We start from the raw sequence: 13,089 nt of genomic DNA, 5'->3' as shown, positions 1-13,089 counted from the left end.
CGACGCCGAAATCGGCGTCCAGCAGCAATCTCATCGACCAAACCCGACGCGATCGCCGCTCATCGGGCCGCGCCACACCTCAGCGAGACAAAACACGCCGCGAATGCCGGTAGTTCGAGGTGTCCAGATGGCCGGCAGCGGCGCGATCGTCAGGAACGGCAAACAACTGTCGGCGACTCCGGCCGGCCTGAAGGCGGCGTTGCGCGAAAACGCTCCGGACGGCTTCCGCCGCCAGCATCGCGACGTCGCACGGGTGAGGCTGGACGACGGGACGGGCGCCGTGTCGGCCGAGATCAACCTCGCCGAGTCGCCGCTGGGGCAACTGATGCGGCGCAAGGACAAGGACGGCCGGCCGTTCCTGTCGCGCGCCGAGTTCGAGGCGGGCGAGCGCCTGCGCAGCGATTACACGCGCGGGCAGATCATGCCGCGGCTGGGCGCCAACTGGGAGGCGAGCGTGTCGGCCGGACGGCGCGACGGCAGCGGCGGGATGGCCGATCTCACCGACGCAGCACTTGCCGCCAGGCAGCGGGTCGACCGCGCGCTGAAGGCGGTCGGGCCGGAGCTGTCGGGGCTGCTGGTCGACGTCTGCTGCTTCCTGAAGGGCCTGGAGACGGTGGAACGCGAGCGCGCCTGGCCGGCCCGCTCGGCCAAGATGCTGCTGAAGACGGCGCTGGGCATCCTCGCCCGGCACTATCACCCGCCGCGCGAGGGGGCGGTCCGACCGTCTGTGCTCCACTGGGGCGCCGAGGATTATCGGCCGGAGCTGCGGTGAGGATCAGACGTTTTCGGCGAGCGCGACCTGGGCATCCTGCTTGATGCGCTTGACCATGGAGCGCAGGCCGTTGGCGCGCTGCGGCGTCAGGTGCTCGTCGAGGCCGAGCGAGCGCATCAGGCCCTCGGCGTCCTCGGCCATGATCTCGCTGGCGCGGCGGCCCGAGAACAGCGCGAGCATGATCGCCACCAGCCCGCGCACGATATGGGCGTCGGAATCGCCGAGGAAGGTGATGACCGGATCGGCCCCGTCGCCTCGGTCGGACACCAGCCAGACCTGGCTGACGCAGCCCGGCACCTTGTGCTCGGCGTCGCGCGCCGCCTCCGGGAAGGCAGGCAGCGCCTCGCCGAGCTCGATGACGTAGCGATACTTGTCCTCCCACTCTTCGAGGAAGGCGAAGTCGTCGCGTATGCTTTCAATGGTCGCGCTCATCATGCCGCATATAGGCGCCGCATGCCGTGGCGTCACGGAAAAAGCGCAAAAGGCGCGGCGGCGTTCAGGGTTTTGGAGCGGCGGCCGGCAGCGGCACGGGCTCGGCGGCAGGGACGACCTTGTCGGCGTCCTCGATCAGGCGCTCGATGCCGCCCGTCAGAGTGCTGGTGTCGGTCGACGCGGCGGTTTCGGCGAAATTCTCGTCGAGCATCTGATAGGCGATGCGCGCGGCCTCGCGCGCCCGCAGCCCCACCGTGTTGAGCGCCGACTTGCCGACCTCGCAGACTTCCGGCTTGCGCTCGCACAGGCCGGACAGGTCCGACACCGCCTCGCGCGCGGCGAAGAAGGTCTCGATCGGGCCGACGCGCTCGCCGGCCGCATCCCCGCCGCCCACGTCGAAAGGGATGATGAGCAGGACAAGAGAGAACCAGAATGCCGTACGCAGAAGAAAGCCCATGGGAGCGTCCCCGATTCGTCCGCCGGAAGGACCGGCATTCGGCCCGACCAGCGCAGGCACGATGGCATGCACCCTGCCAAGAAGCGCTTGCCGGGAAGGATGGCATTTTCAGCGTGTTTGAAAGGAATTCTAAACGGTCCAAAATGCGTCGAATTCGCATCAAATCCGATGCATTTCGGCAAGCTTCCGGTAACCATTCAATGCCTTGAAAAGAAACGGCTTTAGGCGGACGGCAGGAAGCTGCGGGGCGTTCGGCGCCGGCGGCCGAGGCGAAGCGGTCGAAAACCCTCCGTTTACTATGGAGCGAATTCCTCGCCGTTTCGGCGGGGCTCCCCGGGTTTTCCCCCCGCCGGCCGTCCAGGCGGAGACCTCTTTTATTCATTCCTTAAAGGCTCGGTGCGAGGGTCCAACCAATCAAGATCGATCCGCCAAGCGGACTGTGCCGGATGCGTTTGAGTTGAGTGTGTTTGTGATCAGATATGCCGAACTGATCCGGGCCGTGGCCGCCGGGTGCGACCGGCTGGTGCATGCGTTCGTCATCGATGAAGCGGCGCGCGCCGAGCAGCGCCGCCTGATCGGCATGCTGATCGCCGGTCCGTTCCTGCTGTCGGCGGCGGCCTGGACGCTGCTGCCCGCCGGCCTCGGCGTCGCCCATACCTTCGGTTTCATCAGCGCCTCCTTCTGCGCCTCGGCCCTTAGCGTGCTCGCGGTCACGGCGCGTCGGGACGCCCGGCTGGTCCTGACCGTGGCGCTGGTGCTCGCCGCCGTGCAGATCGCCGTGCTGATCGCCGCGGCCGGCGGCCTGCGGTCGCCGGCAAGCCTCATTGCCTGCGCCTTGCCCGTCGAGGCGTGGCTGACCTTCCGGACCCGGCGCGCGCTCGGCCGCGGCGCCGCGGCCATGGCGGCGGCGCTCGTGCTGCCGGCCGTGATGACCGGCCCGTTCGCGGGTGCGCAGGCGGCGGCCTGGCACTGGCTGATCCCGCTGGCTTATGCAGCGACGCTGCTGCCGCGCCTCGGTGCGTTCCTTGCCGTCCGCCCGGCACCGTCGGTGCTGCCGCAGGCCGAGCCCGGCCGCCTGCCGCTGTCGTTCTCCACCAATGGCGATCTGCGCGAGCTCGGCGCGGCGGCGCGCGACATGCTCGGCATCGATCCCGACCTCCTTGCCGGGACCGGTTTCTTCGAGCGCATCCACGTCGCCGACCGGGTGGGTTTCCTGTGCGCGCTGGCCGACCTGCGCGATGCTGCCGGGCACCGCAAGGTGGAACTGCGCCTGCATCTGCCGGCAGGGGAGGGGAAGGCCGCCTACCGGCCGTTCGCAGCCGAGCTTTCATCCGCCGGAGCGGGTGGCGGCGACATCGCCGCGACGCTGCGCGACAATAGCGAAGTCGCCGAGCTGAGGGCCGCGCTGGCGAGCGCCAAGGAGGAGAGCGCCAACCTCGATGTGGCCAAGAGCCGCTTCCTGGCGGTGGTCAGCCACGAGCTGCGCACGCCGCTGAACTCCATCATCGGCTTCTCCGACATGCTCTTGTGCGAGATCCACGGCCGCTTCAGCGATCCGCGCCAGCGCGAGCAGGTGCAGATCGTCCGCGACGCCGGCACCCATCTGCTGGAGCTGGTGAATTCGATCCTCGACGTGTCGCGGATCGAATCCGGAGCCTATCCGATCAATCCGGAGCCGTTCCGCTTCGGCGAGGCGAGCGCGCTCTCGGTGTCGCTGATCCGGCCGCAGGCCGAGGCCAAGCAGATCGCTCTCGGCAGCGACGTGCAGCCTTCGCTCGGCGAGATCCGCGCCGACCGGCGCGCCGTCCAGCAGATGCTGATCAACCTGCTGTCCAACGCGGTCAAGTTCACGCCGAAAGGCGGACGCGTGTCGCTGGGCGCCAAGCGGATCGGCTCGCGCCTGCATTTTTGGGTGAGCGACACCGGCATCGGCATTGCCGAAAACGATCTGAACCGGCTCGGCGAGCCTTTCACCCAGGTGAAGAGCGACTATACCCGGCAATCGGAAGGGACCGGTCTCGGCTTGGCCCTGGTCAAGGGACTGGTCGCCCTGCATCAGGGCACGATGTCGATCGACAGCGCCCTCGGCCAGGGCACGACCGTCACGATCAGCCTTCCTGTCGACGGCCCGACAATGGCGGTGGACGCGGACCGCGGCATTGCGCTACTGCGGGGCAAAGCATCGGGGGAAAACGCGAATGGCTCGCTCCGCAAGGCAAGCTAAACGCCCGGCCGCCCGGCCTCGGTTCGGCGGCGTATCGGCTGTAGGTGCGCTGATCGCGCGCAACCCGGTGGTCGCCGGCGGCTCGACCGCCTTCCTCGTCGCGCTGTTCTACGTGTCGGCCAACGCCATCTGGTACCAGCCGCATATCCATCGCGGCGCCTTCTTCCCGACCCGCGACTTCGTGCGCTCCGCAGAAGTGCCGGTGCCGGAGCCCGAGACCACCTTTGTCATCGAGCGGCCGGCCGAAGCGTCGTCGCGGCCGTCACCGGCGATGGAGACGACGACGGCGAAGGTGCAGGGGGTGCTGAAGGAGCTCGGCTTCTATTCCGGAGCGGTGGACGGGCTTTCCGGGCCGGCGACCAGCCGGGCCATCGAGGCGTACCGCGCGAAGGTCGGATTGACGGTCTCGGACGCCATCGACGAGGATCTGCTGACCCAGCTCGGCCTTGAGCCGACGACGGCCGGCATCCGTCCTTCGCCGGCGCCTCGCGCCGCCGAGCCGCCGCGGACCGATCACGCGGCACTGACGAAGAAGGTTCAGGCCGGCCTGAAGGCCTTCGGCAATGACGGCATCGACCTGGACGGCATCCCGGGCGCCAGGACCAAGGCGGCGATCCGCGAGTTCCAGTCGATCTTCGGCCTGCCCGTGACCGGCGAGCCGGACGAGACGGTCCATGCGAAGATGCGGGAGATCGGGTTGGTGGGGGAGTAGGGGGTCAGCGAATGGCGAATAGCGAATAGCGAATAGCGAATAGAATTGATCTTCCCGGGGCGCGGCTGGGAAGGAGTTTCTCCGAGCCTTGCCTTCATGCTCCAATCCTGCTGTCCCGCTATTCGCTATTCGCTATTCGCTATTCGCTATTCACTATTCGCTTCGGTTCACATATGCGCGTCACCTCCGACCTCTTCGTCTCCGCCCTTTTGCGCCGCGTTTTCTCGAGCGGCGGCTATGGCGCCGTCGTCAATCGCGGAGCCTTCGAGGCGGGTGCGGTCTTCGTGACCTGCCGGGAACGCACCGGCGATGTGGTGCTGTACGGCCCCGCGGCGCAGGCGAGCTACGACAGCGCGCGTCCCGACGAGCGGCTGTTCGCCGAATTGATGCGTGGCGGCGACGAGGCGGTCGGCGCGCGGCTCGACAAGGAGCGGCGCTTCGATCCGGACATCTGGATCGTCGAGATCGAGGCGGGCGGCGAAACGCCAGAGACGCTGCTGGCAATCACGAAATCCTAGAGCAGTTCCCGCAAAAGCAGCGATTTCGCGTCCGGAGTTGCAAAAAAACCGGGAAACAGCAGTTCCGGAAAGTGCAGTTCGGATCGGTTCATGCGGCAACAGCGTTGCAGCGGGTGACCGACTCCGCGCACTTCATCTCGCGCCGGCGCGCTTCGCCGCAGCCGTGCCCGAAGCGGAACCGGAGGCGCGGGCGGCGGCGCCGTTGCGCTGGATCCAGGTCGCCACCATCTCCAGCTTCCAGCCGCGCACCCGCTCGACGGCGATGGCGCGGTCGAGCGCGCGGTAGCGCTCGATGAACATGCGGATCGTCTCCGGGTGGGGGAACTGGGTGGGGCTGACGGCGGCGGCGATCAGGAAGGCCTGCTCCTCCCCGAGATCGAGAGCCCTGAGCGCCGCCAGCAGCGACGAATAGCCGGGCAGGCGGGCAATGGCGCGGACCGCCTCGACGCTCATGCCGAGCGCGTCCGCCAGCGCAGTCTGGAACATCAGGTCGTTGCCGGTGAGCGCCGTGTCGCGCAGCTTGCCGAACAGCGCGGGATCCGGGTCAAAGTCGTCCGCCCGCGGCCGTCGCGCATCCAGCTCCTCGCGCATCATCGCGCGCAGCCGCTGGCGCGTCTCCTCCGCCGAGCGCTGCTCGGACGCGGGGGCGGGCGCTTCGGTCGATTCGGGCGAAGCCTGTGCCGCTGCGGCGGCCGACGCCTCGAGCGCGCGGATGAGCTGTGCGATGGTTGGGTTGAGCTGCGGCCTGCGGGCGATCGCGCGCGCATGCGGCAGGCCGTGCTTGCCGATCAGAGCGATGAGGTCGACGTCGCCGAGCAGCGGCGAGCGGACCAGCAGCGGCGCGGCGACGTCGACGCGGTCGTCGGCCAGCCGACCGAGCAGGCCGGGCGGCGCGATCAGGCATTCCGACAGCGCCGCGGCTACATAGCGCCGTGCCTCGACCGAAACCAGCTCGATGAGCGGCAGGGTGAGGTCGTCGAGCTGCGCCACCTCGCGGCGCGACGGACGCGGCAGCGAGCAGAAGGCGGAGACGGCGGCGCGGAAAAGCCGCTCGGCCTTGCCGGCGTCACCTCTGACAACGATGTCTCGGAAATCTGAAGCTGACACGGATGAACGCCCGATACTCATACACTCCGCAGCCAGCCCGGCTGCGTGCGGGCGGACGCGGCACCGCTCAAATTGACGCAAATTTGTTAGCGCACTGTTAACCGAGCGTGCTCCAACGGCGATGGCGTCTCGCGCGCAGCCGGAAACATTCAGATGCCGCCGACGCCATCGCCATGAAACCTACGCTGGTTAGCATCATGACAAATGCGCACCGGCTGCATGACCCCGGCGCGCCGCCCCGGGCGGTCAGGCCGCCCGGCCGTCCAGCAATGGTAAAGAAGTGTTAACCGACTGGTGGCCTTATCAGGGCGGAGGCGTTGCGTGGTTTGCTCCCGGCAGTCGAGAGGGCAAGGACATGGGCAACATACTGGCTTTCCGCCCGCGTAAACAAAATGGCGCGGCGGCGCCGAAGAAGCACAAGGCATCGGCGACGGTCATCATCTTTCCGGGCGTCCGCTACGAGCGGATGACGGGCGAAAGCGCCGCGAAATGGTCGCCGGTCACCTGGATCGGCCATCTGCAGCGGCCGCTGCCGACGAGTTGAGAAGAGCGCTCAGCGCGGGATGCAGGCCGCCTCCGCCAGGAAGGCGTCGACGGCCGGCCTCCAGCTTGCGTCCGGCGCCAGCGCGCGCAGCACGACGATGCCCTCGCCGAGCGGCAGCTCGACCAGCACCGACTGGGCGAATTCCTCGGGCAGATCCTTGCGCAGCTCGATCATCTGGTCGGGCGTGAGCACCACCAGGTCGAGCAGCCGGTCCGGCGCCGCGCGGTCGTTGAGGCTGTAGAGATTGGTGCCGTCGCGATCGTAGACGGAAATGGACCAGAACGGCACCTTGCTCGGCGCGCTGACATGCACGACGCCGTCGGCGAGGTCGAAGCGGCAGGCGGCCGCGGCCGCCGACGGATCGGCCGCCCCGCCGGTGCCGGTATCGATGCGCGCGACCTCGTAGAGGCCCGACGCCGCCGACAGGCGGGTCCAGGCGTCCCGCGCCGAAAAGCTGGGGATCATCAGCAGGATGACGATGTGGACGATGCCGGCGCCGACCAGACCGACGGCGAGCGCGTAGGCGACGCCCTTCCAAGCGGGCCTAGCCATCGCAACCCACCTTGGCGATGCGCGGCAGCTGGATGTCCGATACGCCGGTGCTCACCGCCACCGGGCTGTCGTAGAGCGTGAGCACGAGCGCCATCGGCCCGGATCCGCTGGTCGCCAGCCAGTTGCCGGGGGCCGCGCGGGCGCCGACCGTGGCGGCCAGCGAACCGCCGGGAAGGTAGGTGACGATCTGCGCGTTGAGCGCCCGGGCGGGCGGCACCGGCGCACCGCCGCGCTCGGCCGCATGCAGCGTCCAGATGCGGGCGGGCGGGATCGTGCCCTCGACCGTGTAGCGGCATTGGCGCACCAGCGGCTCGCCGGCCGCGTCGCGCTGCGCGACGAAGCGCAGGCCCTCGGCGCGGCCGAGCACCAGCGCCCCCTCGCGTGCCACCTTCGCCCTGGAATAGGGGTCGGCGTTGACCGTGCCGAGATCGGGATAGGTGAGCCAGGTGCCGACGGCCGTGGCGCCGATGCTCTCCTCGCTGCCGAGCGCATACCAGACGCTGGCCGCCCCGCCGCCGATGGCGACGGCAAGGGCTAGCAGCGTGAGGAGGGCGGTTCGGAGCATCGCAACCGGGGTAGCGTGGCGGGGGAAGGATCGCAAGGTGATGATACCGGCGGAGGCGCGGGACTGTCGATTTCGTGGCGGCCAACTTGTCGAGTACAAGGCCGCCGGTTCAGGCACCAGAATGCGGCGGAGCGCACAGCGGCCCTTTTCTCTGTGGACGTTAACTCTGGGACGGTTGTCATCTGACTGTCTTACTCGCTCGCGAAACGCTTATACTTGCAAAGGCTGCGATTCGGGGGGATCGATGATCGGGCGCTTTGTTGCTGGGCTTGTCTTTGCACTGGTGCTGTCCTGGCCGGCCGGCCGATCGCTCGCGGCGGAGTTGCCGGCTCAAAGCTCGGCCGATTTTGTCCAAGCGCTACTCGATGCTCGTGCCGATGACTTGGGTTTTGCTCGTGCCAAGCTGGCGGTGGACAAGGTAGTCGACCCATCGATTGACGACGCTGCTGCTCTCGCCGAGCTCGACCGCATGGCGGCGACCATCCGAAAAATGTTGGCGATGCTGCCGCCCGAACCGGCGGCGACGGACATCGAGAAACTGAAGGCCCTGCGTGCCTTCATCTACGAGGCCGGCTGGTGGAACGACAACCGGCCGTTCCAATACGACCTTTCCGATCCGCTCGGCCAAAAACCGGGATCGCAACTCCTCACGACGTATCTAGCGACGAGGAAGGGTAATTGTGTTTCCATGCCGATGCTGCTTCTGGCGCTGGGCGAGCGGCTGGGTCTCGACATGACGCTCTCGACGGCGCCGCTGCACCTGTTCGTCAAATGGACGGACGGCGGAAAGACCTGGAACCTGGAGGCGACCAGCGGCGGCGGTTTTGCGCGCGACGAGCACTATCGCAAGCAACTGCCGATGACCGACGAGGCGGTGCGCAACGGCGTCTACCTGAAGACGCTGACGCGGCGCGAGGCGCTTTCGGTGATGGCGACCGCCGTGCTCGACCGGCTGATCGCAGCCGAGCGTTTTGACGAGGCGGTCGAGGTCGCCGACATGCTGATCGAGGCGTATCCTGCCAACGCCTATGCGCTGGTGAAGAAGGGCACGGCCTACTACCGGCTGCTGGAGCGCGATATCATCAAGAAATATCCGCGCGAGAGCGATATTCCGGCGGACAAGATCACTTATGCGAACGAACTCTACCAGGCCAACCGGGATGCCTTCGCAAAGGCCGAGGCGCTGGGCTGGCGCATGCCGAAGTAGGACTTGAGGGACATGCAGTGGACGAGCGGAAAATGAGGGGCGCGATGGTCAAAAAGTTCGGTCGAAGGGTGGCGCAGGCCGCGCTGGCGATGATGCTGTCGTTGTCGTTGATGGTTTCAGGGCTCACGAATGTCTATGCGTCGGCAGTCGGCGTGCAGCATTTCAGGTTTGCAGTGGGGACGAAGGCCAGCGTGACCGTCCGGCCTGCACGTTTCATCTCGCCAGACGATTGGGATCCGACGCTGCCCGGCGTTGGAACCAATCGATATGCGTATTCACAGAATGATCCGATCAACAAGAGCGATCCGAACGGACATGTCGCTATTGTGGACGACATCACAATCGGCATCGCTATTGGGATAGCTATCGCCTTCGGCGTCTGGGCGACGGACAAGGTGGATGATGGCAAGTTTAATGGTTCTATTATGCCAGGCGCGGATACCATCACCCAACCACCCTCTTTGGACATGGGTAGCCAGGAGCAGGAAGGAGCCTCACGCCTAGCCTTCCTGAAAAAGCTCCGGATGGTGCTCCAGTTCAACCAGCACTCGGGGATCGTGGTCGCCCATCTTTCAAAGGTGAGCCGGGTTCGTGGCAAGTGGGAGACTACAACGATCGAAAATATGGACCAGATGGATATCCGGAACTAGATGTAGACCATGACGCCACTGAGCATGGGCAGGGTCGGCCTCATGTACACGAATGGGATAGGCCAGCAGACGGAGAGATACCTACAGCTGAAAATCGTCAGAAGGGCAGAAAGCCTAAAGAGGGGGAGCAGTTCACCGACAGATTGCGCGACCCTCAGACGGGAAAGTTAGACGTTGGAAAAAAAGACGTTGCTGGCAGAGGGGGTGATTCAAATCCAAGTGAACCAAAGGTTAACTCAGATGAATGAATTTTCTTTTCTCCACGATCGGATATTGATTGGCAGTTTAAAATCTGGAAAGGATGTATTTTTTTTCACGACAGATAGAAATGATGACCATGCCGATATAATATTATTGGAGGACGTAAAGATTCTATCGATCACAGATTTTCTTCTAGAGAATGTAATTAGCCACATTGAAATTATACCTGTAGAAGATCAATATTTTTCGTATATAATAGAAAATTTTTTTAAATCTTCTGTTGAGCAGTATTTCCCAAGAGATAAAGATACGTTTATGAGGTATTCTGCTGAAGGGCTTTTATACTTCTCTCTAACGTGTTCTTATGGTGCGATTTGCAATGTGATATGTAGATCGGCTAGTATATTTAATGATAAATCTCCGTATCTATCTTCGTTTTGTTCGCAGCTAAGAAAATAGAATTAGCGGAAATACTCATTCTAAATCGCGAGGTTGCCGGGCAAATGTCGGCCCGAAAGTGCAATTCATGCCCGTCACCGTTCGCGCCAAAGGCGGAGACGTACTTCGATTCTCCTTTGCCCGGACGCTGATTCATCGACCATGCCTCGATGTTGAGCGGTCCGACATCGATAGCTGGATCATGCCCGGCGTCAGGATAATGGATGCCCGGTTGCTCGTGTTCAAACCGGACTGCCTCGGCGACGATCATTTCGTGCGCGATACCTTGATCGGCGAGATGCTGGTTTCAGAGCAGTTGAAGGATGCGCTTTTGGCGACCGGTGATCCCGGCCTGAAGTTTGTGCTGCCGAAGGATGTCTGGAATATTTTCTGGAATGAAGACAGACGGCTGCACTGACGCCGTATCTCTGTTCCTGAACTGGGGCCAACGTCGCAGAATAGGAATAACCCCCTCACAACGCCGACAGCGCCTCCGGTCTGCCCGGGCGGCGAATCGGCGGGGCGTCCTGGAAGGTCTCCGACATGTCGCGCAACAGCCGCGCGGTGGCGGTCGACAGCACGGCGGGGCGCTCGGCCGCCTGCTCGGCGGCTTCGGCGAGCCGCTTCTTCTCCGCCTCGGCGGCCTTGGCCGCGACCTCCGGGTCGACGAAGGGCTTTTCGATGCCGGGGATGGCCTTGAGCTCGACATCGCGGTGGGCGTAGGCCATCAGGCGCTGCCAGACCATCGCCGGCACCGAGCCGCCGGTCATCTCGCGGGTGGGCGAGAAATCGTCGTTGCCGAGCCAGACGGCCGCCGTGTAGTTGCCGGTGAAGCCGACATACCAGGCGTCGCGGTAGGATTGGGTCGTGCCGGTCTTGCCGGCCGAGCGGATGCCGGGCAGGGCTGCCCGGCGCGCGGTGCCGATCTCGGGGATCTGCACGAGGATCGAGTTCATCGCGGCGACCGCCTGCTCCGACAGCGCGCGCTTCGGCTTCGGCGCGTCGCGGCCGTAGTCGTAGACGATCTCGCCGGAATGGGTGGTGATCTGCAGGATGGCGTGGCGCGTGCCTGAAAATCCGCCATTGGCGAAGGTGTTGTAGCCGGTCGCCTGGTCCATCACGGTCATGCCGGAGGTGCCGAGCACCATGGTCTTGTGGCCGTTGAGCGGCGTCTCGACGCCCATAGCTTCGACCATCGCCCTGATCGGCGGGATGGAGAGGTGATCCTTGGCAAGCCGCACCGGCACCGTGTTGACCGACCGGATCAGGGCGGTGGCGAGGGTCATGCGGCCGGAAAAGCGGCGCCCGTAGTTCTGCGGCGACCAGCCGCCCCAGTTGATCGGCCCGTCCGAGATCACCGAATCGGGCTTGAAGCCGTGCTCCATGGCGGTAGCGAAGACATAGGGCTTGAAGGACGAGCCGGTCTGCCGCAGCGCCCTGGTGGCGCGGTTGAACTGGCTCTCGCCATAGTCGCGGCCGCCGACGACGGCGCGCACCGAGCCGTCGGTGTCGAGCACGACGATCGCGCCCTCGGTGACGCGGTATTCCTTGCCGTGCTGGCGCAGGTTGAACTCCAGCGATTCCTCGGCCGCCCGCTGCAGGTCGAGGTCGATGGTGGTGCGCGCCACCATCGAGCGCACGCCCGACCGGGCGGCCAGCCGCTTGGCCTCCTCGAAGGCGAAGTCGAGGAAATAGTCCGGGCTCTTGGCCTTGCCGCGATCGACCACGTCGGCCGGACCGAGGCGGGCGGCGAGCACCTGGCCTTCCGTCATGAAGCCGCTGTCGACCAGGTTGTTGAGCACGACGTTGGCGCGGGCGCGCGCCGCCGGCAGGTTGATGTGCGGGGCGTATTTGGCCGGCGCCTTGAACAGGCCGGCCAGCATGGCAGCCTCGGCCAGCGTCAGGTCCTTCACCTCCTTGTCGAAATAGAAGTCGGAGGCCGCCGCGATGCCGAAGGTGCCGCCGCCCATATAGGCGCGGTCGAGGTAAAGCTGGAGAATCTCCTTCTTGGAGAGGTTCGCCTCGAGCCAGATCGCCAGGAAGGCCTCCTTGATCTTGCGCTCGACGGTGCGCTCGTTGGACAGGAACAGGTTCTTGGCGAGCTGCTGGGTGATCGAGGACCCGCCTTGCACGACCGAATTGGCGCGCACGTTCTCCGACATGGCGCGCGCCAGCCCGAGGACGTCTATGCCGTAATGCTCGAAGAAGCGCCGGTCCTCGGTGGCCAGCACCGCCTTGATGACGTGGTCCGGCATCTCGTCGACAGGCACGGAATCGCGCTGCATGATGCCGCGCCGGCCGATTTCGGTGCCGTGGCGGTCGGTGAAGGTGACGGCGAAGTCGCCCTGGTTGCGCCAGTCCCCGACGGTCTCGACGAAGGCCGGACGGGCGAGCGCCAGCATCACCACCGAGCCGGCCGCGCCGAGCGTCAGCCCTTCGCTCAGGATCTCGACGGCGCCGCGCCGCCAGCCTTCGGCGCGGAAGCGGCGGAAGAAGACAGTGAGGCCTTCCCAGGCCTGGCCGATCTTGAACCCGGCCTCGTAGACCGTCGAATCGATCCAGGCGTCGACGGCGAGCAGGAAGCCTGCCTTCGGCGCCTTCGGCTTTCTGGTGTTGGGCGTCTCGTCGGTCAAGCGGGCTTCCGGTATTCGATGCAGCGATATTTTTCGCGCATGCAGGCATTTTCGGGGCGGCTGCCGCCGGCACCGAC

Annotated in this window: 15 protein-coding genes; 9 read left to right on the top strand and 6 right to left on the bottom strand. The window is 65.5% G+C overall.

Features of this window, described 5'->3' with window-relative positions:
• The first annotated feature begins 127 nt into the window (after positions 1 to 127).
• Positions 128 to 772, top strand: coding sequence for a DUF6456 domain-containing protein (locus C7I84_RS27775; RefSeq protein WP_207771082.1), 645 nt, complete (start codon positions 128 to 130; stop codon positions 770 to 772).
• A gap of 3 nt (positions 773 to 775) precedes the next feature.
• Here the strand turns inward: C7I84_RS27775 and C7I84_RS27770 are convergent, their stop codons facing one another.
• Positions 776 to 1,204 carry a SufE family protein gene (locus C7I84_RS27770; protein WP_106775462.1) on the bottom strand — a complete coding sequence of 143 codons (429 nt, stop codon included), beginning with the start codon at positions 1,202 to 1,204 and terminating at the stop codon, positions 776 to 778.
• Between the two features lie 64 nt (positions 1,205 to 1,268).
• Positions 1,269 to 1,661 carry a DUF5330 domain-containing protein gene (locus C7I84_RS27765; protein ID WP_165816250.1) on the bottom strand — a complete coding sequence of 131 codons (393 nt, stop codon included), beginning with the start codon at positions 1,659 to 1,661 and terminating at the stop codon, positions 1,269 to 1,271.
• A gap of 463 nt (positions 1,662 to 2,124) precedes the next feature.
• Between C7I84_RS27765 and C7I84_RS27760 the strand changes: the two genes are divergently transcribed.
• The 3 genes from C7I84_RS27760 to C7I84_RS27750 all read left to right on the top strand — a co-directional run bounded on the left by C7I84_RS27760 (position 2,125) and on the right by C7I84_RS27750 (position 5,115).
• Positions 2,125 to 3,885 carry a sensor histidine kinase gene (locus C7I84_RS27760; protein WP_245428640.1) on the top strand — a complete coding sequence of 587 codons (1,761 nt, stop codon included), beginning with the start codon at positions 2,125 to 2,127 and terminating at the stop codon, positions 3,883 to 3,885.
• Positions 3,860 to 4,597 carry a peptidoglycan-binding domain-containing protein gene (locus tag C7I84_RS27755; protein WP_106775458.1) on the top strand — a complete coding sequence of 246 codons (738 nt, stop codon included), beginning with the start codon at positions 3,860 to 3,862 and terminating at the stop codon, positions 4,595 to 4,597. The genes C7I84_RS27760 and C7I84_RS27755 overlap by 26 nt, the downstream gene beginning before the upstream one ends.
• 173 nt (positions 4,598 to 4,770) lie before the next feature.
• A complete protein-coding gene (locus C7I84_RS27750) occupies positions 4,771 to 5,115 on the top strand; it encodes a DUF1491 family protein (RefSeq protein WP_106775457.1) in 345 nt (114 codons plus the stop codon).
• A gap of 132 nt (positions 5,116 to 5,247) precedes the next feature.
• Here C7I84_RS27750 and C7I84_RS27745 read toward each other — a convergent pair whose 3' ends face one another.
• A complete protein-coding gene (locus C7I84_RS27745; RefSeq protein ID WP_106775461.1) occupies positions 5,248 to 6,222 on the bottom strand; it encodes a DUF2336 domain-containing protein in 975 nt (324 codons plus the stop codon).
• A 280-nt stretch (positions 6,223 to 6,502) separates the two neighbouring features.
• Between C7I84_RS27745 and C7I84_RS27740 the strand changes: the two genes are divergently transcribed.
• Positions 6,503 to 6,766 (top strand): hypothetical protein, encoded by a 264-nt coding sequence (locus C7I84_RS27740; protein WP_133170179.1) that lies wholly within the window; start codon positions 6,503 to 6,505, stop codon positions 6,764 to 6,766.
• 9 nt (positions 6,767 to 6,775) lie between these two features.
• On the opposite strand, the gene C7I84_RS27735 is transcribed toward C7I84_RS27740, so the two are convergent.
• Positions 6,776 to 7,318, bottom strand: coding sequence for a DUF1254 domain-containing protein (locus C7I84_RS27735; protein WP_106775455.1), 543 nt, complete (start codon positions 7,316 to 7,318; stop codon positions 6,776 to 6,778).
• A complete protein-coding gene (locus C7I84_RS27730) occupies positions 7,311 to 7,883 on the bottom strand; it encodes a DUF1214 domain-containing protein (protein WP_106775454.1) in 573 nt (190 codons plus the stop codon). The genes C7I84_RS27735 and C7I84_RS27730 overlap by 8 nt, the downstream gene beginning before the upstream one ends.
• A 40-nt stretch (positions 7,884 to 7,923) precedes the next feature.
• Here C7I84_RS27730 and C7I84_RS27725 point away from each other — a divergent pair, with 40 nt between their 5' ends.
• The 4 genes from C7I84_RS27725 to C7I84_RS27715 all read left to right on the top strand — a co-directional run bounded on the left by C7I84_RS27725 (position 7,924) and on the right by C7I84_RS27715 (position 10,797).
• On the top strand, positions 7,924 to 9,090 hold the full coding sequence (locus tag C7I84_RS27725; protein WP_245428642.1) for a transglutaminase family protein: 1,167 nt from the start codon (positions 7,924 to 7,926) through the stop codon (positions 9,088 to 9,090).
• 44 nt (positions 9,091 to 9,134) lie between these two features.
• A complete protein-coding gene (locus C7I84_RS27720) occupies positions 9,135 to 9,740 on the top strand; it encodes an RHS repeat-associated core domain-containing protein (protein ID WP_106775452.1) in 606 nt (201 codons plus the stop codon).
• 174 nt (positions 9,741 to 9,914) lie between these two features.
• Positions 9,915 to 10,400, top strand: a complete 486-nt coding sequence (locus C7I84_RS29850) for a hypothetical protein (protein WP_133170178.1) — start codon at positions 9,915 to 9,917, stop codon at positions 10,398 to 10,400.
• Positions 10,401 to 10,467: 67 nt separating this feature from the next.
• Positions 10,468 to 10,797 carry an imm11 family protein gene (locus tag C7I84_RS27715; protein WP_106775451.1) on the top strand — a complete coding sequence of 110 codons (330 nt, stop codon included), beginning with the start codon at positions 10,468 to 10,470 and terminating at the stop codon, positions 10,795 to 10,797.
• 55 nt (positions 10,798 to 10,852) lie between these two features.
• On the opposite strand, the gene C7I84_RS27710 is transcribed toward C7I84_RS27715, so the two are convergent.
• Positions 10,853 to 13,012: a transglycosylase domain-containing protein gene (locus tag C7I84_RS27710; protein ID WP_106775450.1), complete on the bottom strand. Its 2,160-nt coding sequence runs from the start codon at positions 13,010 to 13,012 to the stop codon at positions 10,853 to 10,855.
• Between the last annotated feature and the right edge of the window lie 77 nt (positions 13,013 to 13,089).

It is taken from the genome of Kumtagia ephedrae, assembly GCF_003012745.1.
In the GTDB taxonomy this organism is placed as follows: Bacteria; Pseudomonadota; Alphaproteobacteria; order Rhizobiales; family Rhizobiaceae; genus Kumtagia; species Kumtagia ephedrae.
The sequence above is the reverse complement of the archived record's forward strand: the minus strand, read 5'-3'. Positions and strand labels throughout refer to the sequence as shown.